The sequence below is a fragment of the Alkalihalobacillus sp. R86527 genome (assembly GCF_042466185.1).
Taxonomy (GTDB): Bacteria; Bacillota; Bacilli; order Bacillales; family Guptibacillaceae; genus Guptibacillus.
The window spans coordinates 1800790-1825827 of record NZ_JAXHBW010000001.1 but is presented as its reverse complement, the minus strand read 5'-3'; the positions used below and the strand labels follow the sequence as shown (position 1 = coordinate 1825827).

16 protein-coding genes, 1 other RNA gene and 1 pseudogene are annotated in these 25038 nt (G+C 35.9%); 1 reads left to right on the top strand and 17 read right to left on the bottom strand.

Going from position 1 to position 25038, the window contains the following annotated elements; genetic code table 11:
- Positions 1-107: 107 nt before the first annotated feature.
- The 13 genes and pseudogenes from rnpB to SJY16_RS09305 all read right to left on the bottom strand — a co-directional run bounded on the left by rnpB (position 108) and on the right by SJY16_RS09305 (position 18320).
- An RNA gene (rnpB, locus tag SJY16_RS09365) (RNase P RNA component class B) lies at positions 108-496 on the bottom strand.
- Positions 497-649: 153 nt separating this feature from the next.
- Complete coding sequence (gpsB, locus tag SJY16_RS09360) at positions 650-970, bottom strand: cell division regulator GpsB (RefSeq protein ID WP_377888890.1); 321 nt, start codon at positions 968-970, stop codon at positions 650-652.
- Between the two features lie 78 nt (positions 971-1048).
- Complete coding sequence (locus SJY16_RS09355; protein ID WP_377888889.1) at positions 1049-1624, bottom strand: SLOG family protein; 576 nt, start codon at positions 1622-1624, stop codon at positions 1049-1051.
- 51 nt (positions 1625-1675) lie between these two features.
- Positions 1676-2230, bottom strand: a complete 555-nt coding sequence (locus tag SJY16_RS09350) for a CotD family spore coat protein (protein WP_377888888.1) — start codon at positions 2228-2230, stop codon at positions 1676-1678.
- Positions 2231-2638: 408 nt separating this feature from the next.
- A complete protein-coding gene (locus tag SJY16_RS09345) occupies positions 2639-3361 on the bottom strand; it encodes a 3'-5' exonuclease (RefSeq protein WP_377888887.1) in 723 nt (240 codons plus the stop codon).
- 2 nt (positions 3362-3363) lie between these two features.
- Positions 3364-5268 (bottom strand): DUF294 nucleotidyltransferase-like domain-containing protein, encoded by a 1905-nt coding sequence (locus SJY16_RS09340; protein ID WP_377888886.1) that lies wholly within the window; start codon positions 5266-5268, stop codon positions 3364-3366.
- A gap of 9 nt (positions 5269-5277) precedes the next feature.
- Positions 5278-6525 (bottom strand): ribonuclease H-like domain-containing protein, encoded by a 1248-nt coding sequence (locus SJY16_RS09335; RefSeq protein WP_377888885.1) that lies wholly within the window; start codon positions 6523-6525, stop codon positions 5278-5280.
- Between the two features lie 81 nt (positions 6526-6606).
- The gene (locus tag SJY16_RS09330) at positions 6607-8865 is read right to left on the bottom strand and encodes a DEAD/DEAH box helicase (RefSeq protein ID WP_377888884.1); all 2259 of its coding nucleotides are present in this window, start codon (positions 8863-8865) and stop codon (positions 6607-6609) included.
- A gap of 133 nt (positions 8866-8998) precedes the next feature.
- Complete coding sequence (locus tag SJY16_RS09325; RefSeq protein ID WP_377888883.1) at positions 8999-9727, bottom strand: nucleotidyltransferase domain-containing protein; 729 nt, start codon at positions 9725-9727, stop codon at positions 8999-9001.
- A gap of 50 nt (positions 9728-9777) precedes the next feature.
- Positions 9778-11859 (bottom strand): annotated as a pseudogene (locus tag SJY16_RS09320) (thioredoxin domain-containing protein).
- 283 nt (positions 11860-12142) lie between these two features.
- Positions 12143-13987, bottom strand: a complete 1845-nt coding sequence (locus SJY16_RS09315; RefSeq protein WP_377888882.1) for an HsdM family class I SAM-dependent methyltransferase — start codon at positions 13985-13987, stop codon at positions 12143-12145.
- A 52-nt stretch (positions 13988-14039) separates the two neighbouring features.
- Positions 14040-17126: an Eco57I restriction-modification methylase domain-containing protein gene (locus SJY16_RS09310; protein ID WP_377888881.1), complete on the bottom strand. Its 3087-nt coding sequence runs from the start codon at positions 17124-17126 to the stop codon at positions 14040-14042.
- Between the two features lie 339 nt (positions 17127-17465).
- Positions 17466-18320, bottom strand: a complete 855-nt coding sequence (locus tag SJY16_RS09305) for a hypothetical protein (protein WP_377888880.1) — start codon at positions 18318-18320, stop codon at positions 17466-17468.
- A gap of 458 nt (positions 18321-18778) precedes the next feature.
- On the opposite strand from SJY16_RS09305, the gene SJY16_RS09300 reads away from it, so the two are divergent.
- Complete coding sequence (locus tag SJY16_RS09300) at positions 18779-19042, top strand: recombinase family protein (protein WP_377888879.1); 264 nt, start codon at positions 18779-18781, stop codon at positions 19040-19042.
- 86 nt (positions 19043-19128) lie between these two features.
- Here SJY16_RS09300 and SJY16_RS09295 read toward each other — a convergent pair whose 3' ends face one another.
- The 4 genes from SJY16_RS09295 to SJY16_RS09280 form a co-directional block, all read right to left on the bottom strand.
- Positions 19129-20799: an ATP-binding protein gene (locus SJY16_RS09295; RefSeq protein WP_377888878.1), complete on the bottom strand. Its 1671-nt coding sequence runs from the start codon at positions 20797-20799 to the stop codon at positions 19129-19131.
- Positions 20792-22012 carry an SIR2 family protein gene (locus tag SJY16_RS09290; RefSeq protein ID WP_377888877.1) on the bottom strand — a complete coding sequence of 407 codons (1221 nt, stop codon included), beginning with the start codon at positions 22010-22012 and terminating at the stop codon, positions 20792-20794. The genes SJY16_RS09295 and SJY16_RS09290 overlap by 8 nt, the downstream gene beginning before the upstream one ends.
- Positions 22013-22967: 955 nt before the next feature.
- Positions 22968-23915 carry a tyrosine-type recombinase/integrase gene (locus SJY16_RS09285; RefSeq protein WP_377888876.1) on the bottom strand — a complete coding sequence of 316 codons (948 nt, stop codon included), beginning with the start codon at positions 23913-23915 and terminating at the stop codon, positions 22968-22970.
- 4 nt (positions 23916-23919) lie between these two features.
- Entirely contained in the window at positions 23920-25035 is a 1116-nt protein-coding gene (locus SJY16_RS09280; RefSeq protein WP_377888875.1) for a tyrosine-type recombinase/integrase, read from the bottom strand.
- Positions 25036-25038 lie beyond the last annotated feature (3 nt).

Below are 25038 nucleotides of genomic sequence, written 5' to 3'. Positions count from 1 at the left end.
TACATCTTAATAGGATTGTTCACCGTTCATTTTTTCGACTTAATCATACAGGAATTCCTCTAAACATGCAAAAAAGCCCTATTACGGGCTTTTCTAAGTAGATAACGTTCTGTAAGCCATGTTCTGTTCCATTGTACTGCAAACGGGTCTCCCCTCGCACTCAGGTGGTAATCATCTATCTCCAGACGCGTCCTCCGCCTGGCTTTCTATCCGTTAAATTCCTTCAAGAAAGCTCCCCTACCATAATTTGGGTTTCTCGCTCGTGGGGTTTACCTCGTTCCACTCTTAATGTTTCCATTAAGACTTCGTCACTGTGGCACTTTCAGAGTATTCAGGCCATATCTCGGAAGACTTAGGCCATTTCCCCGCCGTTAGCCCAAAAGGACTACCCTAACTTATTGTTTCATCAGGCACGAACACTACGATCATCTCAGATCGTGCGAGCATGGACTTTCCTCTATATAAGAATAAACTTATACAGCGACTACCCGAACGTTATCTTTATTAGGACAGCAAACTTTATTATAGCTTAATTATTAGGGTTATGCAAGAAACTGTTTGTAAAAGTGTTGAGGTGTTTCTTATATTATAAATACGGTATGTGAAATTTAATTAGAGTAAATGAAAAAAACCACCTCTATTTGGCGGTTTATTCATATAATTTACTTCCGAACACGTGCTTTTCTAAGTTCGATAGACGCTTCAAAATATCATAATTCGTATTTCCAGGTTGCGTTTGAGATCGTGTTTGCTGACGCTTTTGTTGTTCAGACATACGGTCCATTTCTCTTCTTAAACGCGTGTTCTCCTGACGAAGCTGATCGATTTCATTTTCGAAGTTCTCATAATCCTTAATTACCACATCTAAAAATTTGTCTACATCATCTTGATCATATCCACGAAAGCCACTTTTAAAATCTTTTTCAAGAATATCTTTAGCTGTTAATTGTAACGATTGCTGCTCTGCCATAATATCACCTCAGTATGTACACAGTTTTTGTCTTTATTTTATTCTTCCAAAAGTCGCTCAACTTGTCAATTGGAATGTTTACTGACTGTAAAAATCCGGATCGCTTTCTTGCATGTCCTGCTGAAGCAAATCGAGATCAATAGGGGTTATCGTATACACTTCGTAGCCACTTTGGTGTTTATTTCTGTTGTCCGCTTCTTTTAAATAATAATCAGGAGATCCAGGCGTATCTTCGTCATAAAGAATCAGCATTGCATCGCTTTTCTTAACTAAGAATTCGTTTTTAGCCTTCAGTTGCCCCGGATTCTCATAAGGTCTATTCGTTATCGTTTCCACAAAATCTGCTTCTGATAGTATCATGTGATAATATTCCTGAGATGATTCTTTCCATTTCTTCTCTTGGTCCAAGAAAGGCGTTAAAACAGCTAACTTAAGTTCCGGAAATTCTTCCCGTAAATCGAGGGCTACTTCGCCTGCCCATAGTTCGATCCCTGTTTGTCCACTAATTAAAATCCATTCAAACTGCATGTCTTCAATCAGTTGGGATATTCGTGTTCTGAGAGCAGTCTTAATAATGTGTAACCCAGGATGATCATCGTTAAAGATGCCTATTTCATGAGCTTTATACCCTGTTACGAGCAGTACTTTCGCCATTATTTCAACTCCTATTAAAAAACGAACTGGGAGCCAGTTCGTTTTTTTAGATTATCTTCTTCTTTTTTGTGCAGGACCGCCGAATTGGCCAGGTCCACCAGGACCTTGCATTGCTCCTGCCACTTGCGATGGATCTCCACCCATTCCTGTTGGCATTGCGCCTGTTGGGCTTGGAGGTGGATAGTTATTTTGATGTGATGCTAATACTTCTTCAGACTGTGTTAGTGGGTACACATGGTTGTGCTCATACATATGATGATGAACATTCTTGATGTGTGTTGGATGAATGTGTTCTACCTGATGCTTGTAGCAATAGTTCTTTACACATTGCTTTGTTGGGTAGACAAATGGACCTGTAGGACAAGGACCTTGATTGGCTGGACTTACGTAGCCATTTCCACCTTTCATAGCAGGACTGACTTGATGTGGCATGTTTGCATTCGGGCCTTGCATCGCTGGACTCACTTGATTCGGCATATTTGCATTCGGACCCTGCATTGCTGGACTTACCTGATTAGGCATGTTTGCGTTCGGACCTTGCATCGCTGGACTTACCTGATTAGGCATGTTACCGTTTGGACCCATGTGATCATTACGTCTAAACATTTAGTAGGTTCCCCCTTCTAGAATAAAGATTTCCCTACTAATTTATGTAAGCGCAAGCGTACATGTACTGTGTGTTTGTCCTTATTTCCCGTTTGAATCGCTAAGATTGAGCCTATTTTTGTTGGACGATCTCGGAATCGTCATACAACTGAGCAGACTCGCTAATTTCACTCATAACAACTACTGTTAATGCAATCACTAAAAAAAACAACACCATGATGACCTGTTTCACTTTCCATCTCTCCATTACGTTATTACTGAATCGTGTTAATTCGCAGAATGTTTTTTCCTATTCAAAGTTACAACAAGATACGACAATTGTAAACGCAGAAATGACAACTTTTTGCATAAATTACGTCGAAATGAACATTATTATGCGCTTGCCCGGGAAATGATTTACCTGCTTCATTATTTCCTGCCAAAAATCAGGTTTTCTCGCTGTATTCGTTGTATTATTTCCTCTTCTAGTGAATTCTCGACATCTAACCTATTAAATAGCTTCAAGCACAATTCCGCAGTCATCTTCGCGTCATTCAATGCATGATGCCTCTCATGACGTTCAATATTCAATTTTCGTATCAATGAATCGAGCTGGGGATTACCTGAAGGAAATACTTCTTTTGCTAAAGCTTCCGAATCTAAATAGGGTGGCAAATAATCAGGTAGGTCCCATTTCTGAACGAGAGATTGCAATACATACACATCGAATTTCACTGGATGAGCAATAAGAGTTGTGCCTTCACTAAAGGAAATGAATTCTTCCATCGCTTCTAGGAAAGACCATCCAGCTCTTATTTCTCCAATTGATAATCCTGTTAACTGCCTAACAAATCTCGGCACTTTATTCAATGGACGGACGATCCGATAAAATGAATCGTCTAAGATGCAACCTTCTACTAGATCAATTTTCACCGCTCCGATAGAAATGACTTCATCTCCGATTGCTGGATAAAATCCGGTAGTCTCCAAATCAAATACAGTGAAATAACGCAGACTCTCAGACTGATGGCGAGGTATCTGATCTTGAAGGCGTTTATAAACAGGAGAGTCAATTTCTTTTTTCATTTTCTTTTTCCATTTTCGTCGATCAAATAACATATATCGTAATAGTTTGTATCCTATTGAAGGCATAGCTAAATACTCCGGTTTCTACGGAAGCTTAGTTCACTTACTTGTTGCATACGTTTTGCAACCAATAATGCTTCCCTCATTTTCCTTCTCTCTTCTTTATCCCATTCTTGAGGCTTGACGATGTTTGAGATTTCAATACCTCTACTCAACTGATAGAGGTTTTGCCTGATACGAAAACTATATAAATAGTGAAGAGCTGTCTCAATATTGATCACATCACGATGGTGAAAAATTTCCTTACGCTTTAACTCATTTAGCCGCTTTATCGTATTAACTTCTTCCACACCATATTTCATAGCAAAAATTCGAATACCGTTTACAATTTGCATGATCGCGGACTTTTTCAAATCAAGGGTTTTTTCTTTCCCACGAAGCTGCAGCTTTCCGATTGGGTTAAGCGGTACACGAAAGCGAATCGTATCTTTCATCAGCAACATCTGGAGAGTATGAGCCTTTCTAATCCTGTCCGTTATGGAACGGCGTAAACTTCTTGATAAGTCAAAATCACCATAGACTGGTCTAAAGTCCATAAAGATCGTAAAATTACGGATTTCCTCCGCATCCGTTTCTGCAACCCATCTATTTACCTCTTTTTTCCAATCCGAAAGTGATCTTCTCCACTTTGAATTTTTCGCCATAATTCCGCCAGAACACTCTGGCAAACCGCATTCGGTCAATCTTTCATTGATTTTTATCGTTAACTTATTGAAATAAGCATCGATTTCTTTCTTATGAGCAAGATGTTCATAGTCATCGATAATCATGCCGTTGTCTTGATCGGTACTGAAGGCCTGCTCTTTTCTCCCTTCACTTCCCATCACGATAAAACAATAATTTACTGGCGGTCTCCCATATCCTTCCTTGAGCATCTCTTTTTCAGCAAGGAGAATAACTCTTCGATGGATCTCATCATTATAATTGGACATCATCTCACAGATTTCATATCCAAGCGTATTTTCGTTAAGTAAATCTTCGATAAACGAATGAAATTCTTTATGATTTGGGGGAGAAAGGCTCACGATTTCTTGGAGCTCTTTCGCTCTCGAGAGCCTATACGAAAGATCAAGATATGCAGATTCTTGAATGCCGAGAAACGATTTTGCTGAAACCATCCCTACAAGCTTATCTCGTTTCACTACTGGTAGTAGAGAGACTTTATGAAACTTCAAATAAGCCAGTGCTTCATAACTAAACGCATCTTCCTCAACCAAATTAGGCTTTTGATACATCCACTTATGAATAGGGTCTTGAAAATCACCGTGAGTAAAGGCATTGAATAATTCGAGCGGCGTGACTGTCCCCATCACACTTTCTCGATCTTCGCTTACGATTACACCGTCATAGTTTTTCGTTCTAAATAACTCCGCTGTTTCTAGTACGCTATAGGTCGGTGGAATCGTTACTTTTGAATCCATAATCGAGCTCACTCTAGTACGATATAGTGCGATGTTTTCCCCTTCAGTTTCACGATCCCGCTCCTGCTTGATTTCATCATATAGACTTCTCATCCGTTCCCCTATCGTATCGAGGACATTGTGAGAGAACGCAGGATTCTCTGTCATGATCTTAAGCATGACTTCTTTCTTAATGCGGATCACTTCACAATCATCATTCGCTTGCACAGAAAACGTCATCGTTTCATCTGTAAGCATGATCATGAGTCCGATTAAATCCCCCGGATAATAGAAACGCATCGTTGCCTGCTGACCGTTCGATTTATGAACAATATTTTTTGCAATACCTGACACTAATAAATAGAGAGCATCTGCATCCTCATCTTCATGGTACAGGAATTGTCCCTTATGGTAGGTGGAGAAACGTGCTGATGCGATTAGCTCCTCAACTTCCTCATCGCTGAGCGAGTGAAAAGGTTCCTTCTTCTTTAATACATCATAAAAGTCCTGCATAATAACCTCCTACCGTCTACGAGCTTCTCTCAGCTCTAATCTTTCAATTCGTTTCATATATTGAATCCGTTCCTCTTCAGCTTTATCTTTCAAGATCCGTTTCTTGCTTTTCCATTTTTGATAGCCTAATAAAGCATAATACAACGCCTGTTCATAGTCTTTCTCTTTATGCTCGTAATATTTAGCAAGCTCTATATCACATTCTTCATCGTTCGTGGATTGTGATAATTCTATCCATATTGAGAGTGCTCTCGTTAGAACTCCTTGCTTTTTGTAAATCTTGGCAAGTGCTTTTTTGGCTTCTCGATCATATTTTCCATCGATTGAAAGTTGATAGAGGGATGCTGCATGATCTTCTTCACCGATCGCTTCCCACCATCTCGCTGACTGAAACTGTTCACCAGCCGATAAATAGTCCCCGCGGTTGTCTAGTAGCAAATTAGATAAGTGGATATAGAGAGTGATCAGTGAAAGTATATCTTCTTCGTTATGCTTCATGACGCTTGAGATTAGGTCAGGATCTGGGTCTTTCACAAACTCAAAATACAGCATGGGCGCTAAATAACCCGGAGTGTCTTCTTTTCGAGTAAACTGAAGCTTTTGTTCCTCGACGTTTGAAAGCCTAACTGATTCCATATCATTTTTCCAAAACCTTCGCGCTCCATGAAGAAGGTCGAAGTGTCCGAACTGGGGAAGGTTAGGAACTTGCTCACGGATAAGCGTGTGCCTTGTTTTCACCTGTGGCCAATCAAATGCTTTCCCATTATAAGTCACAAGGTTCTTCAAGTCCTGGACATCATCAAGAAAGGCTTTATACATCGGAACCTCTGCACCTGGACCAGGCAGAAAATATTGATTCACAGAAATACCTTCATTCGTATACTGACAGTACCCCAAGAGAAAGATCGTGTTCCCAACCCCTCCACCAAGACCTGTCGTTTCAGTATCAAAAAACAAAAGATCACTTGGATTTAAATTCTTGGAAGAAAGAGGATGAGTTCTATGAAAATTGTTCCACCGCTCGATGACATGCTCAAGTTCATTAAATACATATCGACCGTGCTGATGTTCCATAGGATATGTTTTCTTTCTGATCATGGCATACTCATCGTCAAAGAAGAAAGGCACTGCATCAAGACTCGACCATTTTTCAAGGTGAGGAACTGTTAGACTAGGTTCTTTTACCCTGGTTTCTTCTTTCTTTTCGTCAGTATTTATATGGTTTTTCATTCGGTTTAGCTTTGCTTTAAGTGACATCTACACGTTCACCTCTTACCTATTTAAGAGAAGAAAAGAGTGGTCTTTGCCGCTAAACACGGGTACTCCGCACCAGAACCATCACTCTTCAATCATTCTTCTTAATAATTTCATACTCATTTCTTTTGCATTACTCGCCTCATGCTCAGTTCCAATACATGCAGGGCAACCATCCACACAAGGACAGTTCCGGATAAGATTCTCTGCTGACCTTACCAATTCTTCAAATCGTTTATACAGTTCATCTGAAAGACCAATACCACCAGGATAACGATCATAAAGAAAGATCGTTGGTAGATTATTATGTGTCGCTTTGATTTGCGGGACGACGTGCACATCGTTTTGATCGCACATAACGAGTACAGGAACGACATGTTTGATGACATTCGAAATCCCAGAAAGAATTTGTTCCATCGTCTTTGTTCCTAGCTGATCTTTATCTTCCTTCAAACTAACCCATGTAGAAGTTGTGTGCAGCTCTTCTTCAGGTAAATGGATGGGCCCTGATCCGATATTTTCGAACGTACTCATTTTGATTTTCTTAAAAATAGTCGGCATTGCATTTACTGTAACATCACCGAAGCCAACTGTAGTGGCATCGTGCTCAGAAAGCTTGTCTTCTTCTAACACTTTCAAACTAACTGCAAGGTTCGCATCAGTAAAATATTCAACATCAACTTGACGCACATAAGCCTTCTTTTCGTCCCAATCTAACTCCTCAACTTGATATTGAATACCTTGATGTAAATAAATCGCTTCATCATGTAGGAGAGTCATGGCACTAAAGCGGTCCATTTCTCCAATCACGATATGATCTGCCACGTTCGATTGATCTATAATGACCACATTTTCCTGTGATGCAGACCTGAGACTGATGTTATGTGCAGGGAACGAATCATTCATCCAAAAATACTTATTGCCTCTATGGTGCAACAAATTCTCTTCAGCAAGATACTCTAGTATTTCCTCTATCTCCATTGAGCCAAATCGATCATCTTGTTTAAATGGAAGTTCATAAGCTGCACATTTAACGTGATCAACAAGGATCACTAAGTTATCCGGATTTATCCGTGCTGATTCGGGCGGTCTATCAAAGAAATATTCTGGGTGCTGGACAATATACTGATCGATCGGGGTGGAGCCAGCTACCATCACAATCAGCGACTCTTTTTCTCTCCGACCAGCTCTCCCGGCTTGTTGCCAGGTACTTGCTACACTACCTGGATAACCAGTCATCACACAGACTTGTAGCTGTCCAATATCCACGCCAAGTTCAAGTGCATTTGTACTTACAACGCCCATTATGTCACCACTACGGAGACCCTGCTCAATTTCTCTTCTTTGTTTTGGAAGATAGCCACCACGGTAACCTCTTATCGATTTAGGTCCGATATCTTTTTTTACGAGTTCTTGTAGGTGACTTAATATGATTTCAACTCGAACGCGACTTTTCGCAAAAACGATCGTTTGAATCTTATTCTTCAAGAAATCCTTTGCGATGCGGTTTACTTCCACTGTAGCACTTCTTCTAATATTTAGTGGCTGATTCACTATTGGGGGGTTATAGAATACAAAGTGTTTTCGACCTCTTGGCGCACCATTGTTTTCGATAAGTGACATGCTCTTTTCAGTCAATTGCTCTGCAAGCTCTTTCGGGTTCGCAATTGTGGCAGACGTGCATACGAAGGTGGGATCACTTCCGTAGAAATTACAAATTCGCTTCAAACGCCTAATTACGTTTGCGACATGACTTCCAAACACGCCTTTGTACGTATGAAGTTCATCGATCACAATATAGTTTAGATTCTCGAATAGTGAAACCCACTTTGTGTGATGTGGAAGGATAGCCGAGTGTAACATATCTGGATTTGTTATCACGATATGACCTGCTTTTCGCACGACTTGTCTTATATTAGGGGCAGTATCTCCGTCATAGGTGTAGCTCTTAATATCGATGCCCATATCATCGATCATTTCTGTGAGTTCACTTCGCTGATCTTGTGCTAAAGCTTTAGTTGGAAATAAATAGAGCGCACGGCTATTCTCATTCTCAGCGATCGACTGGAGTACCGGAAGATTATAACAAAGCGTTTTCCCAGAAGCTGTTGGCGTTACAGCTACAATACTATTTCCGTTTTGCACTTCATTATAAGCATCATACTGGTGGGAATAGAGCTTTTCGATTCCTCTTTCACCAAGGGCGTTTTTAATTCTATGATCAAGTGAACCAGGCATCTCCCTCATCTTCGCAGGCTCTGGTTCAATCTCATGCCAATGAGCTATGTTTTCATCTTGTTTTAATTCATGTATTAACGTTTCTAACGTTTGTTTTCGATTCATCGCTCTCACCTCATATGTTCTATGCCTATTGTAGCGAATGTCTGTTTGCAATTCTACCTATATGCAATAGAAAAAGAGGCATGGCGCCTCTTCTTTCCACACATCATTCGGTTCAACATCCTAGAAAACCTCTTCAGCAGTCTTCAATGAGTTTACGATACACACCATCAGCCTTCTCTTTGTCTATTCCTTTTTTATCCAGTATATCTTTGGCTTTATTTTCATAAGTCTCTAGCTCCGTCTCAATATAATTCATAACGAGTTCGTCATTCTGAACTTCTTTTCGATTCAAAAGGTCGTAACTATGCATTTTAACTTCCTCAGGTATGTTTGCTGTTTCCAAAAGTGCGATGAGATTCTTTTCAGGTAAACTTTCTTTAACAGAAATCCATTGCACAAGTAATAGAGACTTCAGAGCATACACCAGGTGCTTTTGTTTTGCTGTATCTCTGTAACGCATGATATTCCCTTTTCCCAACTTAACATAGTGAAACAGTATCGGTTTCACCTGAATCATCTGTGCAGCAAGAGTACGAACAGGAAGAAACTGAGTACTTTCTCTGTAAATGATTGGCGATTGAAGCCATTCTATAACTGTAGGGTTAGATTTTGTTAAAAGTCCAAGAGCTTTCTTAATGTCCCACCCCTGTAGTTCGATGTCTTCGTTAAAGCTTTCAATGACATCACTCTTATCAAAAAGTGAAAGGTACCATTCTTTTGAGTGCACATATATGAACCTCACATCAAAGTCACTATGTTCTGACTCGTAGCCAAAAGCACGACTTCCCGCTTCACATGCATACAAAATGCGCACATTATTCTGTTGTTCTATTAGCCGAAGCGCTCTCATGATCTTTTCCATCTATATACCACCTCAAGAAAAGCTACCAGGAGTGCCCCCGGTAGCTTTTTCTATTTCAGTTTATTCATAATTTGATCGATATCCGTGGTTGGCATACGACAAGCGAAGTTCTCACATAAATAAACCACTGTTTCAGTTTGTTTTTCAAACTCTGAAGCGAATGTTGCTGTTTCTTTTAATTCAGATGGATCATCTGTCATGAGAACAGTGAGCTCTGGTGCAAATGAACTCTGAAAAAAGTTCTGGATCTTCTTTGTCTGATTATCTGCTAATTCACCAATCACAACAATTTCTTTCGGAGAAGAAACGGTAAAGAGTTTGCTCATTAAGAAATAGGCATGACCGCTTGGATAGGATGACACATCTCCCGCGAATGCTGTAAGCATCTTATTCCCCCACTCTTCATACTCCGTTTCACCAGTAAGTTTCGAAAGCCGAAGAAGTTGAAGTGCAGCAACACTGTTTCCAGATGGTAATGCACCGTCATGCACGTCCTTAGGTCGAGCGATCAATTTATCAGCATCATGCCCATAAAGGAAGAAACCGCCGCTCTCTTCATCCCAAAACAAACGATACATGTCGTCTGCTAGACGCTTTGCTTTCTGAAGGTGATTTGGGTCATATGTCGCTTCATATAGCTCAATAAGCGCCCATAGTCCATATGCATAATCGTCATGAAAAGCCTTGAATTTAACCTCTCCATCCCTGTATCTCGCCATTAGACGATCCTGTACTACCAGATTTTCCTCAATGAACGAATAGGCACGGACAGCACATTGCTTGTAATCGTCGTTACCAAATACTTTGCCTGCTTTTGAAAACGCAGAAATCATAAGCATGTTCCAGCTTGTCAAAATCTTATCATCTTTGTGTGGATGAATGCGTTTCTTTCGTTCTTCGAACAGCTTAGCCCGTGCACCGTTAAGAATTCCTCGAAATTCTTCTTCAGTATATCCAGTTTCCTTAGCTAGCTTTGCTACATTTGTCTTTATGAGATTCGGAATATTTCGCCCTTCAAAATTACCTGCTTCAGTGATATCGTACGTCCGAGCATATAATTCTCCTACTTCCTCTCCAAGGATGTTGATGACTTCCTCTTTTGACCAAACGTAGAATTTACCTTCTTCACCTTCTGAATCAGCATCTTCAGCAGAGTAGAACGCACCTTCACGTGACGTCATATCCCTTTTAACATACTCGAGGACATTTTGTGCGATTTCCTTATACCGCTCGTTCCCAGTCACTTGATAACCTTCTGTATACACGATCGCGAGCATCGCATTGTCATAAAGCATCTTCTCGAAATGTGGAACGAGCCATTCCTGATCAACGGAATAGCGTGCGAAACCATACCCGACATGATCATAGATCCCACCGTTCGCCATGCCATCGAGCGTTCTCGTTACCATTGTGGAAGCTAATTCATTATCAAACGTCCGAGCATAACGTAACAAGTACATCAACATGTGTGGCGAAGGAAATTTAGGTGTCGTTCCAAACCCACCAAAAATGGTATCGAACATATTCTGCATTTGATCAAAGCCTTTATGAAGAGGTTCCTCTGTAAGAGCCGTTCCTTCTGACCTCAAGCGCTCCTGAAGTGACTGCGTGATCTTATCACCGATTCTAGTAATCTTATCAGGATTCATTTCATATTGTTCTGAGAGCTGCATAATGGCATCTTTAAACCCAGGAATATTATAGCGACTTTCATTAGGAAAATATGTTCCTGCGTAAAATGGTTTCTGATCTGGAGTTACGAAGACATTCAACGGCCAGCCCCCTTGACCTGTTAACCCCTGGCATACTTTCATATAAATCGAATCGATATCAGGTCGTTCTTCCCGATCTACTTTGATCGCTACGAAATGCTCATTTAATAGTTTTGCCGTTTCTTCATCTTCGAAGCTTTCACGCTCCATTACATGACACCAATGACATGTAGATTAATTCCACTAGGAATAACCGATAGATACTAATACAGGCTTACCCTCTCGTTTGGCTTTGTCGAAAGCTTCAGTGCCCCAAGGAAACCAGTCCACTGGATTATGGGCATGTTGCAACAAGTAAGGTGATTTTTCATCTATTAGCTTGTTAGTGTATTTGCGTTCGGCTTCTTCTTTATAAAACATGGTATCACACCTTTTCAATTGATTTCGTTGAAATTTTTTCCACTAGATTCGAATCATTAATCTTGGTTTTTTTGACGGCTCTATCAGACCGTATGAAATGTTTTCCAAGATTCACTTTGACTATAGCATAGTGGTTTCAGCCGGACAAAGAAAACAAAAGTGCAAGCGTTTTTACCAAAAGTTCAAAACAATCCTATGTTTGGCAAGTTAGACTCCTCCCAATCGACTTAAAATGACATGTTCTTACATGCCAAAAAAGACTGAGCTACGTCAGTCTTTAATATTAATTATTTATGTCCTCTAAACTAATATTATACTTACTACAAAGAATACTATCTATCTGTTCCTTATTCTCAATTTTTAGTAATTCATTTTTCTCGTTGTCACTAAATTCTGGAATGGAAAATTGAATCAAATAGTTTTTTGCAACCGACCAGTATCCTTTTGAATATGGTTTACTAGTTTTTCTAATATAAAACATAAATAAGGACGATTCTAGTATTTTCTTGAGAAATTTCAATTCACTTATATCATCTGAAAACAACGCATAACCACAGTAAAACAATACATCCTCATCTGTAGATAATATAGCTACTGGGCTCCCAGTAATATAAGGCATCAATAGTTTTATACCAAAGTTATTCATTCCTTGCGTTCTTCCATATGCATACCACGCTGGATATTTCCCATTTCCCTTATCTCTATTATCAAGAATACTACGAACTTCAAACAGAAACGATAAAGCTTCTGGAAATTCTGATTGCATAACGTCTTCAGAATATACTATCATTTTTCCATTATCATCTTTATAATACGGAAAGATCGCTTTTTCCATGAAACGTTCTAATTCTTCTTCATTCTTCATAGTGTTGGGTTTTGCAACATTAATACAAATTGCTTTTTCAATCTTATAAAGAGTTCCTTCATATTCACGATAATAATATTTCTCATCTTCTTCCAAAGGAGTAAAAAAGTATATGTTATTCTTTAAAGTCGCTAAGCCGTTTCTTATTTTATACGACCCTAGTTTCACCCCTGCATTTTCCAATTTTTCTACCACATACAAATCTTTCTTATAGCCTAGATTCCAAGGATTTTTCCCGCTTTTATCCAATTTTTCAAAATCGTTATCTATTAATTCTACTTCAGACAATGGTGTTCCAGTTTTGTAAAACCCATATAAAAGCTTATTATTCATTTTAGCTTTGTCAATTATTGTAATACAAGTATAACTCGTTACCTTTTTGAACATTTGTTCCTCTTTAAAGTCAATTATTTTTGTTTCATATCCTGCGTCCACTAACAATCTTCTCAATAATCTGCCGTTAACACTTTTTAAATAAGTATTTATAGAAATGTATCCTAACTTACCTTTTTCTGTTAATAAACTTAACCCAAGTTCATAAAAAGGTATATACAGATCAGCATTTCCTACTCGAGCTGTTTCCCAATAATGCAAAGATTCCCTTACTTTTGCATTCATATTCTTCGACCTTACATATGGGGGATTCCCAATAACTAGGTCGAATTTCTTTCCAAAAGTAGCATCCCAAGAGATACTCAAAGAATTCCCGACCACTAAATTAAAATGATTTTCAACCTCGTCTAATTCTCCCTCAGTTACTGACAGTAAAGTCAACAAAACTTTTGATTTTTCTATACTATGCCCGGCTATATCCACTCCATAGAGATAATCTGCAAAAATCAGCTTATAAGAGAGACCATATTTATCATGTAAGAACTTGGCAGCAGTAAATAAAAAAGAACCGCAGCCACAAGCTGGGTCGCAAATTGTAGGAGGGGTCTTGCTACTGACTGAACTACCTACAATAAAGTTTTTGATCTCAGCAGGTGTATAAACCATACCATTTTCTTTTTTTTCCTCTCCTGGTAACAAAACCTCAAAAGTCTCAACCAATAACTCTAAGTCAAGCGTTATTTCATTCTTTTGGATAAACTCCTTTAATTCCCTTGTTGCTTCTTCAGTTATTCCACTTAAATATGTTGATAAAAACTTAGAACTTGAATAAGGCAAGTTTGTTTCATTTAAATATAGATATACCAATGACTTTTCTAAAAGATCAACATCGTCATTGAGTTTTTTCAACCGATTAACGTATTTTTTCAATAGAAACACATCCTCAATACAAAACTAAAAAGAAGAAAGCTAAGGCTTTCTTCTAATATATTATATTAACTCTATCATTTCGTCTATATTGATCAATCAATCTAATTTCTTCATCATTTAAGCAATAGAGTAATTTTGTAATTTCATCTACTCTATTCCAAGCTCTGTTTAATAAATGAGTAATTATCATTTTTTGACTCCCCCTAGAAGTTAGGAAGGCTTCTTGGCGTTCAATGATTATATTATACAACCTTAACAATTCCATAAAAAGTGCCTCATTTCTCATCAAATTACTATAAGGAAACAGAACTGGAGATAAAAATTGTCTGGTAAATTTGTAATTTTCATTCTGTTGAGGGTTCGCCTCAATTTTAGCAAAAAAAGAAAAAACTGAGGAGTTAATGATAGTAGTTAGTACCTTTGAAAATTCTTCAGAGTGTTCTTCAACAACAATTTGATACATATTTGCATTATCTGCAAAAACTCCTTGCCTTGTAACGTAAGAAGCAGTAGTTTCTTTAGCAGTCATGGGCAACAAGATTTTGGGTTGATTGTATAAGCTGTGCCCTTGAACTCGCGTAAAACCATGCCATTCTTCTTCTTTAGCATTGAAATTTACTTTTTCCTTAATTCGTTCCTCATTTTGTAAGAGATAATGGTATGCTAGAGGAAAATCACTCTCCATTTGGCTCAATGGTATTAATTCATTATTGTCTAATCCTCTATAAGGGAATAAGATATAGGTTGCGGTTTCCGCTCCCTTAAAACAGTAAAAACGCTCGTTAACAATTAATTTCTTAGCTACTTCTAGTTCAATAGAAACTTCTTCCCCAAATTTATTTACTCCCGTGACAATATTATTTTCCACAGTACAATTTTCAATACGATATATTGTATTCCATAGAACTTGGACACCAGTTTTGAATTTTATCCAATCATATGAACCAAAAGAAGAAATACCCAATCCCTTCAGTCGCTCAATCGTTCTAGAAGCTGCAAATATATCAAAGGACCACGTTTTGTTTATTAGTTGGTTACTAGGAATTTCAATCCTTCTTACTGTTTCTTCATTAGTGAATTCCCTATTTTCTATAACATTCCTTACACTTTCAGGTCGAGTAGGTAATATATTAAAGTAACTCACTTCACTATTTTGAGTTTTGGATATCAACAGAAAAGCTACATATGTAATTCTTCCCTTAAACAAGTTTGTACTTTTAAAATCATAAATTTCCTCTAGATAGCTATTGTTAGAAAGAATATCACGAATAGTTTTCCCGTATTCTGTCTTAAAAAAGCGCTTCTGAGTAATAAACCCTAGCTTTCCACCTTCTCCTAACAACTCAATGCAACGCTTAATAAAGTAAATAGAAATATCTCCTTTACCAGTCGCTGCTTGATGTTTATTCTTGATATACTCGTAAATATTAGGATAAAGCTTAGTATAATGTTTAGGCTCAACATAAGGAGGGTTACCAATAATATGAGTAAATCCACCTAACTCCATTACTTCTGCAAATTCTAATTTTAAGTCAAAAGGATTGGCGCTGTATATTTCACTATCTGGTACATCTTCACAATTCAAAAAGTCTGTCTCCACTAATGTGTTACCGTTTTTTAAGTTTTGGTGGATTCCTTGAAGAATCCTTTGATCAAAGATACCAACCTCATTTAAAACGACTGGGTGATTATTATCAATTACTTTTAAGGCAAGTGACAATTTTGTTACCTCAATTGCAGTTTCATCAATATCTATTCCATACAAGCAACTGTTCATAATTGACTTTTTAGCATTTACAGTTAAATAAACATTGTCTTCAACTTCTATAAACCATTCTTTATATTCTGGTTCTACTAATCCACTTGTGTATAGCTCTTTTAACCTTTTTTCAATAATTTCATAAGCAGCAACTAAAAACACACCACTACCACATGCTGGCTCCAAAATTTTCAGTTTTAATATGTCATTTACAGATTTGCAATTTTCTGGAGTAATTGTTTTTTCACTAATAAATTCTACTATGTGTTTGGGTGTACTTATACCTCCTTGAGTTTTTTGATAAATCCCCTTCAAACTTTCTACAACCTTTCCATCAACTTTTTCGATTTTCTTAGCAAGAAAATATTCATATATTTCAGCGATTAGGGTCACAGGTATAACATCGAATCTGAAAGGAGATGGATAATATATATTTTTTATGAATTTTTCGAAAGCAACATCATCTAATTTTAAATTGTAAAAGGTGGTATCTCTATCGAATAAAGCTCCATCGTAGTGATCAAAAGAATTGTTATAGCAATAATTTTTAAAATCGTTCCAAAAACCATTCTCTTGGAATTCTTTTAATAATCCATCTTTTTCAATGCCCCTCGACTCGCATACTCTTAAAAACATTATTCTGTTCATTATAACTTGAACAAAAAAGTTTAAATCCGAATAACCTTCAATATCCAATTCCGGGTTATTTCCCAACAAGTTTTCTGCTAAAACTAATCTAAAATTTGATATTATTCTCATGAACCTAGCATCTAAGGTATCTTCACCCTGTTCCTCTAAAGCATCGAATAACTCCAAAAGTTTACCTTCATATACATTTCCCCGATACAAATGATCATATAGAACGTCAAATTTTTCGATATATTCATCAATTTCTAAAAATAATGTCCCGGCACCGTAATTTGCTCCAAAGGTTGGGTCTGGTTCAAATTTAGTATTAAAAATACCAAATTGTTCAAAGTTGGAGACAAACGAACATGGTACTTGCGCTGACCAACCATAAGAGCGAATTTGATAAGCTACACTTGAATCGTTTGTAATATCAACTTTCAAATCTTTTGCATCCACAAATGCTTGTATAGCTCTACCTTTCAATAATTGATAGTCAGGCTTTGAATGAGTGGATTCAATTTCTGATAATTTTTCCTTGTATTTACCAGATAATCTTTTTTCCTGTATAACTTCGTTTGTATTTAGAACATTCCATCCAAAAAATTCTAACATTTTATTTAAATATCCTCTAATCGTTTCTTCAGTTATATTTTCGTGATCGTTCGTAAGTTTGTGCATTTTATACTCTCTTATTAATTCACTTAAATTTCGTTTTATCTCACTTTTAATTTCTTCTTCCGTTAGTGTCATATGTACGGTGTAAATCTTTTACACCCTACCCTCCTTATTTCCAATATTTACTTCTCGTATTTGATTATATCAGATTATTAATATTGAATTTATGAAATTAAACGGAAAAAAGATAAAAAGAAATTAAAGGGGACAATTTTAATAAGGACAAATTTATTTTTCCACAAATTTTTTTTGTTATTAAACAACCTTAGAACAAAAAAATATAAAAAACCGTAGTGTTATAACACTACGGTTTTTATTAAGAGAGTAATTATATAACCATTACTCGGTAATTATTTTTATTACTACTCAGTAAAAAAAATTATGGGTCAATTTCGCTATAGACCGAATTCATATCTAAAGATTTTCAAACCAAACTTTCTCTTTCATAGCAATCTCACCTATATCAAGAGTAAATGAATTTAGCATTGATTCATCATAAGGGACCTCTGGTAATCGGTGTAACATATCAATAATCAGTTTAATTAATAATTTCAAATATTTATTGAGATCCTCCCATGAGGATAATACACTTTTTTTAAAAGAAAGGATTTCTATACGGAATTCTTTTATTTTCTGTAAGCTTTCTTTTCCACACAATGTATTTTCCAAGACGTTTTTATCAATATAAAAATCAATTAAATGAGATAAAGTAAATAGACCAGAATTTTGTTCTAACAACTCTTTGATTTTATTTAATAAACTGTTCTTAATTTCATTCGTTAATTTATTTTCACCTATATACTTATCACTTTCTTTAATTGTTTGTTCTATATTTTTTATAAGTATCTCTTTAATATTATTAATTTTTAGTTCTTCTGTCTCACACCAGTTGGTTTCATAGTAAAATCGATAATAAAAGTTTAAAAACAACCGTATTGTACATTCCAAACAAGAGCCAAAAGCTTTCCAAGATTGGAACAACAATCCTTGTTCAACGATTTTTTTAGTCATATTGGTATTACTACACATAGTTTTGTAAGAAAGGTAGGGATATTTTAAAGAAAGTGCTAACCCTTTATATTCATTGATAGTTTCCATAGTTATTAATTCTTCAATAGCTTCTCCATTTGCCATTTGAGAATTCTTTATTAATATAATTTTATTAGTAAAATGAGAGGTAACTTTTTCAAACCATGTTAATGTCTCATCCAATGACATAATGTTAAAAGAATATGTTGCGTCTTTTGTTAAAAAGAGTTGATTTCCCATTTTTTTCTCCTTTTGCCAATATTTTACTCGGTAAAAAATTAACCATTTTTCACCATGAATATATCAACTTACCACTTAATGTTAACAGCGTTTTTTGATATTGCATCAAAATAAAAAGCTATTTCCCTATATATATCTGGAAAAAGCATCAATTATTTTTTTTGCTTTTCACTTTATATATTTTAATTATTTTCATAGGTAAGATATACTACAACGCGATTGTATTGGAATACCTATAATTTCCCTCAATAAATTATACCATATAGCGTCTTACATTAAAGTAGAGCAGGAAACTCAATTGCTATGGAACCCCTTCCGTAAATACAAATTATAAAAAGAAGTGTAAACAAACAATATATAGGCTAAAGAAGAAGGCGGTTTTAAGAGAGGGAATTTCCGCCTATAATACTCCTATCGACAGTAGATCAGCGCTCCAAAATTAATTAATATTGTTAAAAATGACGAGACTGATGCAATCATTTCCTGGCAAAAAAAACCGTTTTGTTAGGAACATGGCTGAAGAAGCCATTCTATCCAAAATCATATTAGAAGACTCCAATTGCCAAGTGATATTGGTTGATCCAACCGAACTTCCAATGGAAAGAACTGATATCAATAGGCTAATGCATATGATAAAAGGATGGCAAAACGAGACTGAAGTTACTCATCTTAGATCAAGAGTCAAGCAACATTTAAGAGAACGAGCAAAAAGCGGAATATAATGCCAAAAAAAGTCAGCGGCTCATGCCTCTGACCCATCTTCTAGTAAAAATAGCATTCAAAAACATTTTTGCAATAATATGTGATCTTACGGCTTAATCTTCAACTCTAGTGGAACCGGTATGGAGTCTCCTAAAATTAGTGCTGTTCCTGTAGGTAAAGAGGATAGCCTTGAGATTTGTAATTCTGTTATATATGGATTACTTTTACGAATATACTCTAAATCTAAATTATTTTTCATTCTATGCAATATAAAATTACCAGATTGTGAAACTACTGTAGAAGATATCTCATGAGGCTGTTGACTACAGACACATAAATAAATACCAAATTTTCTCCCTTCACGAGCTATTGTTTCAAATATATCGTTGACTATGCTTTCACCTACACTTGCTTTTTTAATGTATTTATGAGCTTCATCAAAAATAAAGTTGATTTTTTCATGTTTTTTATTGGTTTTTTGCTTTTTAAAAGCTATGCGTAATATTAAGTGTGTAATAAAACGCAACGTGTCATCTGAGAGATGATTCACTTTGAGGATCTTTGTATTCTTGTTTTTGAATATATTCTCAAAATTCTCTCGCTTCCTAGTATCACTATCAAAAAATGTTTTAAAGTGAGAGAGAAGCAAGTCAATTCTGGTCATCATAGTCTGACAATGTGAACGAACTTGTAAGTTGCCACGTGACTCCTCAATTGTTAAAGCTATATTTATTCCCTCTTTTAGATTCTCAATTTTTATTGCAGGATTATTTTCATCTAGATATTTGCTAATTATATACTCTTCACCATGAGTTATTTCCAAGTCTGTTAGTTCAGTGAACCTCTCTTCTAGACCTTTCATAAGAAGATCGGACTTATCAAACTTCCCGTATTTCAAATCAAAACTCTTTAATGCTTCTTTCACTTTATCATTTTTAATTGTTTTAGCGTATTTTTTAACAAATACTAACTTTGTAGATGCAGTTTCAATATTTGAATTAAACGCTGAATAACTAATAAATGCTGATAGATCCTCTAGGAAATTATCTTCCAAGTGCTGAGCATACTTAATACCATTTATTAAAATAGGTAGTTGAACCAACGAAGAAGGGTTAATTAGATTTATCCAATCTTCAATGGCAACGTACGATGGATCTATTGAAATGTCTTCTATGGGTACAATAGAAGTGCTTTCAATTTCATACTCGTCATGTACATCAAAAACAATGGCATTAAAATCCTCATTTTTTTTTAGAGTTTCCTCAATTATTTTCTGAACTGTTGTAGACTTTCCAGAATTTGTATTACCAAAGATAGAAACATGACTAGAGAAAAACAAGTTCTCATCGATAGTAGGAGTTAACACCTCCATTGATTTTATTGAACCTATATTTATCCCTTCACGAGAACCAGAAAATGTTCTTTGCATTTCTTCAAGACTAGACAAATAAACGTGGTCTCCTACCATGGGGAAAATACTTACCCCGAAATCCACTCTATCTTCTGTCATCTCAGCTAAAGGTATCGCATCAAATGCAATACTGTTTTTTATTTTTGAAAAATCACTTGAATTATATACTTGCTCTTTTTCATAGACTTTTACAACTTGGTAAATGAGAGTATTTTGTTTAAAGCTATCATAAAGGCTTACAAGACTTCCTACACTATTTAAATCGTAAATTTCTCCATTAAAATTAAAAGGTAGTTGATTTTTAATGATTTCACATGAAATCTTTTTAGCAGTGACCTCCAATACCTTTGCAAAGTGCCTAGACATTGGAATTCTCCTTATTCTTATATAAAATATTATTCACAAAATATGAGAGATAATGTAATTTTGAGTTATCCAATGTATCTCCCCCGATGATATGTAGGTTGTTTTTATTTTGGTTTCGGTTGTAAAATTTACTCAACCCTTCCTCTTGTATATCTCCAAAAATAATTAAGTTGAATGTTTCATTGGATAGTGCTTGTTGAATTAATTGGTTAATATGATCATCCGGGAAACCATATCCCATAATAACCATTGTAGTATCTGGTTTTTGAAGATGCATTGAAAATTCTCTAAATAATTCAGAATATGGGGTCTGCAAACTTTGGGTATGTTTATTAATAGTAGGATATATAACTGACTCTTCACCTACATCTATATTTGCATCCGCTATTTTTTCACGTACACCCTCCTCCTCAAAAAACCAGTTTATCGATCCATGTAATTTATACAATCTAGCAAAACGTGAAACAGGATCCCATTTTTCACGATATCTATTTTCATCATCTACATATCTTAATCTGAAAACTGAAGGGTCAAACAACCTATTCACTACGCCACTGAACCCATTTATGTAATGTGCACTGATGCTCTCGAGTGTTCTTTCAATTAACAAATCGTAATTTGTTGTAAACAGATTTAATGGCTGGTGTTTGCTGTCATTTCTAACACTGAATAGTAAGTTAAACAATTTAGCATATGTTCTTATGGCAGCTTTCTCACCATCTTCTTTTGTGTTAATTATAGAATTTTTTAATTCTATTAATAGCTCTTTATATAACCTGCTATATGATTCATACTCATTATCTTTTTCGTTTAAAAATTCTAATCCAGCATTCAACCAGTTTAAGCAGGCTTCAATATTCTTGTTTTCTGAATCAGCATATTCTTCAAGTAAATAAACATTATCCAACTTATTTTTGGCATCTACAAAAGTCTTCCCCATCAAAGGTATTGCATCGATAGAACATCCCGAACCAATAAACAAACTAATATTTCTGCTTAAGAGAAATGGAGTTATACGATTTGAAATTTTAACTAATGTTTCTTCAAATTCAAGTTCAACATCTTGTGTATTTTCATCTGTATCATTCTCTTCCAAGAGATATAGCAAATCTCTCCCTGGAATATCTAAAGGTATTTTTTCACCATGTGATGGGGTGATGAAATTTTGATTTGAGTTAATATAATACGGGTTTATTTTCGTGATAATAATCATCCTAACTTGTAATATTTATTATTTGCTTAAACTTCATATACTAGAACATCCTAATAAGACTTCTCATTCAAATGCCACCTTTTAGAAGGTAACTTTAAGTAATAAAGGTGTTTTATTACATATTATCTTGAAATTAAATCTTTCACAATCCTCCCCAGCTTTAAATTTCCAATTATTTCAAAGAAATAATAAGTCCATTTCTTATTCCACTAATAAGAAGCTTAATTTGCTAACTTCTGATGGCTCACATTTTTTCCCAAATTCAGTTACCAGACGTTTATGGCGTAACCTTCAGAGCTTCTCTGGAAAGTTCAGAGGCTTTTTCTCGATATCCGGAAGCCTTCCTTATTTACTACCATTTCCTTTTATTATTTGGAGTAATATGATATGTGTTGAGCCATCATAAGATTTTTTTGTTTAGAGATTTTCCTTCAGATTTCACGCTCATCCTGATTTCCCTGCCTTATGCTTACGCCTACAATGATCTTCACCTTTTAGGACTTTGAACAATAGTATATGCAGTTGCCTGTAAACAATCGAGTAGAAGGGGTTCATGAAAATCTAACGTACTTCTATGATTTCTCGTACCGTCAGGGCAATTCAACCTCACTGTCTTCATTGATGGTGTTTCAGTTTGAGGTGAAACTAAATCCAAGTAACGTTCGTTTCCCTGGTCAGAATCCGTAGGTTTGAATGTTGAAGATAGAGGTTAAAAGCTTGTTGGAATAAAAGATCCATGACTGTTGGAATCTCCTGATTCCGTTTGGTTTCTGGATTTAGAAACGGCAGACGTGTGACGGTTGAAAGGTTCCATCTAGGAGTTGGGATTCGATGTAATTCTTGGACACCTTTGCATTTGGCTAACAGTTACTATAGCCCTCACTATTCGGAACTTCAACCCTAAAACGTGTGCAAATGCTTGTAAACATAAAAAAGCTTGAGGTCGTTTTAGAACTTAAGCTTTTCCTGATTTATTCCATTTTTTATGATCTACTTCCTCATTCCATTCCACCAATGGACCAAGGTACATTAGCGTAGTTGTAACCGATTTATGACGAAGCATTCGCTTTATGGTAATTAAATCCTCACCATTCTTTAGTAGCATTTGTGCAAACGTGTGACGAAACATATGAGGAGTAATTCTTCTGACGACACTTGAATTCTCAACAATATCCTCTATCCACTTTAGGAGTTTCACGTATGTCAGAGGTTTGTTATTCTCATAGAAAATCGTTTTACCTCCTCGCGCACTCCATTCACTCCATTCATGACTAGAAGTATATCTCTTTAGTAATTTCACCACGGCTTTATTCATTGGCACTCCCATGGCTTTTGTTTTTTGACCATTGTGAATTGAAATAGAACTTACATCAAAATAGATTTGTGAGTATTCCAATTCACAAACTTCTCTAGCCCTAAGACCACAGAACAATAAAAGAGTTAACAAACACAAGTATTTGTCTGAATTGGAATCAAGAGATTTAGCTGAATTGAGCAATGCATTACACTCCTTAATAGAAAGACCTCTATCAAGGATTTTCCATTCTTTAAACCCGTTAGGATAATTTCTAAAAGGGTTGTTTTTAATCAGTTCGTAATCTTCTAGAAAGCAAAAGATACTTTTAATTGCAGAGAGAGTAGAATACTTAGCATTATTTGAGAGATTTTGATCATGTAAATACTCTATAAAAGAATCAACAAATTCTTTATCAATTGGCGCATGAGTACCATCATTATAGATATAAAAAGAATCAAGATCTAAAGGTGCCTCAAAGTGCAATTTCGTAAGAAAGGCATCAAACTTTCGAAGTGAAGCTCTGTAACTTTTTTTTGTAGATTTCGCAACATCAGTATGGCTGTCCCAAAATTTGTAATATCGTGAATTTATCATGAAATTCTCCACAAACTTAACCTTCCTTTCCACTATAAGCCTCAAAGTCAGGTAACTTTTCTACAGCTATCGTTAACTGGCTCTCCATCAATTGCAAATACTTTTCTGTTGCACTAATTGTAGAATGCCCTAAAAGCTTCTGAATTGTATAAACGTCAACCCCTCCATGAAGAAGGGATACAGCAAATGTGTGTCTGAAACTATGAACACTTAACATTTTTTTTCGATCTATCGTAATTTTACTAGCTTGATTTACAATTGACTTTACCATTTTACTGATAGTGCTAGAATCTAAGGGTTTTCCATGATTTTTATTACTTGAAAATACAAAGTAATCCTTATGCTCTTCGGAGACAAACGCATTACCACCATATTTGAAAAGGATATAGTCACTCAAAACTTTCATTTGCTTTTGATTCATATACCTTTTTTCCTTTATCCCCTTTCTCCCTTTAGGTCTTACCATAATCACATTTTCCCTAGGTTTAACATCATTAACAGTAAAATTGATCTCATCAAGACGTATGCCGCTTCCTATAAAGACATTTAAAATTGCGTAATTTCTCATTCCGGAAAGAGATTGCCTAGAGAGAGCAAACATTTGTTCTAATTCGTTTTTAAAATAGAATGAAGGTGTAAAATCCGGCTGGGAAATTTGAAGAGGACTGTGTTTTTTCTGATTTTGTCCAATTAAAGTGCGATACATCTTGTTATCTAGATATTCTTCACATTCACATCTAATTACAGCCCTTAAAAATGCAGCTTTCTTATTTCTCGTAGCCACAGTTTTACATTGCGAAAGATAATTTACCAAAGTCACTAGATTAAATGCCTTTTCAATTTTAGCTGTTCTTCTTTCAGCAAAATTAGTATCACAGAACTTCAGAAATAACTCACCTTCTACTTTATAGGTCCTTTGAGTAGTTTTTGCATGAGATTTAAACCATCCGCCTGTAAAGTACGTATTAAAAACTTCTTCAATAGAAGGAGTTGATTTGTCACTTACTTTCAACCTTGATGTTTCTCCATTCAAGCTTTCATTTATTTCTTCAATAGAATAACTGTTCAATAGTTCCAATATTTTGGAATCCAAAGAATCTCTTTTTGGTAAAGAATTTTTTTTGAGTGCCATAAG

Bases quoted from the DNA above. Each gene is read 5' to 3' on its own strand.
- gpsB (WP_377888890.1), bottom strand. From the start codon at position 970: ATGGCAGAGCAGCAATCGTTACAATTAACAGCTAAAGATATTCTTGAA.
- SJY16_RS09280 (WP_377888875.1), bottom strand. From the start codon at position 25,035: ATGGCACTCAAAAAAAATTCTTTACCAAAAAGAGATTCTTTGGATTCC.
- SJY16_RS09355 (WP_377888889.1), bottom strand. From the start codon at position 1,624: ATGGCGAAAGTACTGCTCGTAACAGGGTATAAAGCTCATGAAATAGGC.
- SJY16_RS09305 (WP_377888880.1), bottom strand. From the start codon at position 18,320: ATGGGAAATCAACTCTTTTTAACAAAAGACGCAACATATTCTTTTAAC.
- SJY16_RS09345 (WP_377888887.1), bottom strand. From the start codon at position 3,361: ATGCCTTCAATAGGATACAAACTATTACGATATATGTTATTTGATCGA.
- SJY16_RS09335 (WP_377888885.1), bottom strand. From the start codon at position 6,525: ATGTCACTTAAAGCAAAGCTAAACCGAATGAAAAACCATATAAATACT.
- SJY16_RS09300 (WP_377888879.1), top strand. From the start codon at position 18,779: ATGACGAGACTGATGCAATCATTTCCTGGCAAAAAAAACCGTTTTGTT.
- SJY16_RS09290 (WP_377888877.1), bottom strand. From the start codon at position 22,012: ATGATTATTATCACGAAAATAAACCCGTATTATATTAACTCAAATCAA.
- SJY16_RS09330 (WP_377888884.1), bottom strand. From the start codon at position 8,865: ATGAATCGAAAACAAACGTTAGAAACGTTAATACATGAATTAAAACAA.
- SJY16_RS09325 (WP_377888883.1), bottom strand. From the start codon at position 9,727: ATGGAAAAGATCATGAGAGCGCTTCGGCTAATAGAACAACAGAATAAT.
- SJY16_RS09310 (WP_377888881.1), bottom strand. From the start codon at position 17,126: ATGACACTAACGGAAGAAGAAATTAAAAGTGAGATAAAACGAAATTTA.
- SJY16_RS09340 (WP_377888886.1), bottom strand. From the start codon at position 5,268: ATGCAGGACTTTTATGATGTATTAAAGAAGAAGGAACCTTTTCACTCG.
- SJY16_RS09295 (WP_377888878.1), bottom strand. From the start codon at position 20,799: ATGTCTAGGCACTTTGCAAAGGTATTGGAGGTCACTGCTAAAAAGATT.
- SJY16_RS09350 (WP_377888888.1), bottom strand. From the start codon at position 2,230: ATGTTTAGACGTAATGATCACATGGGTCCAAACGGTAACATGCCTAAT.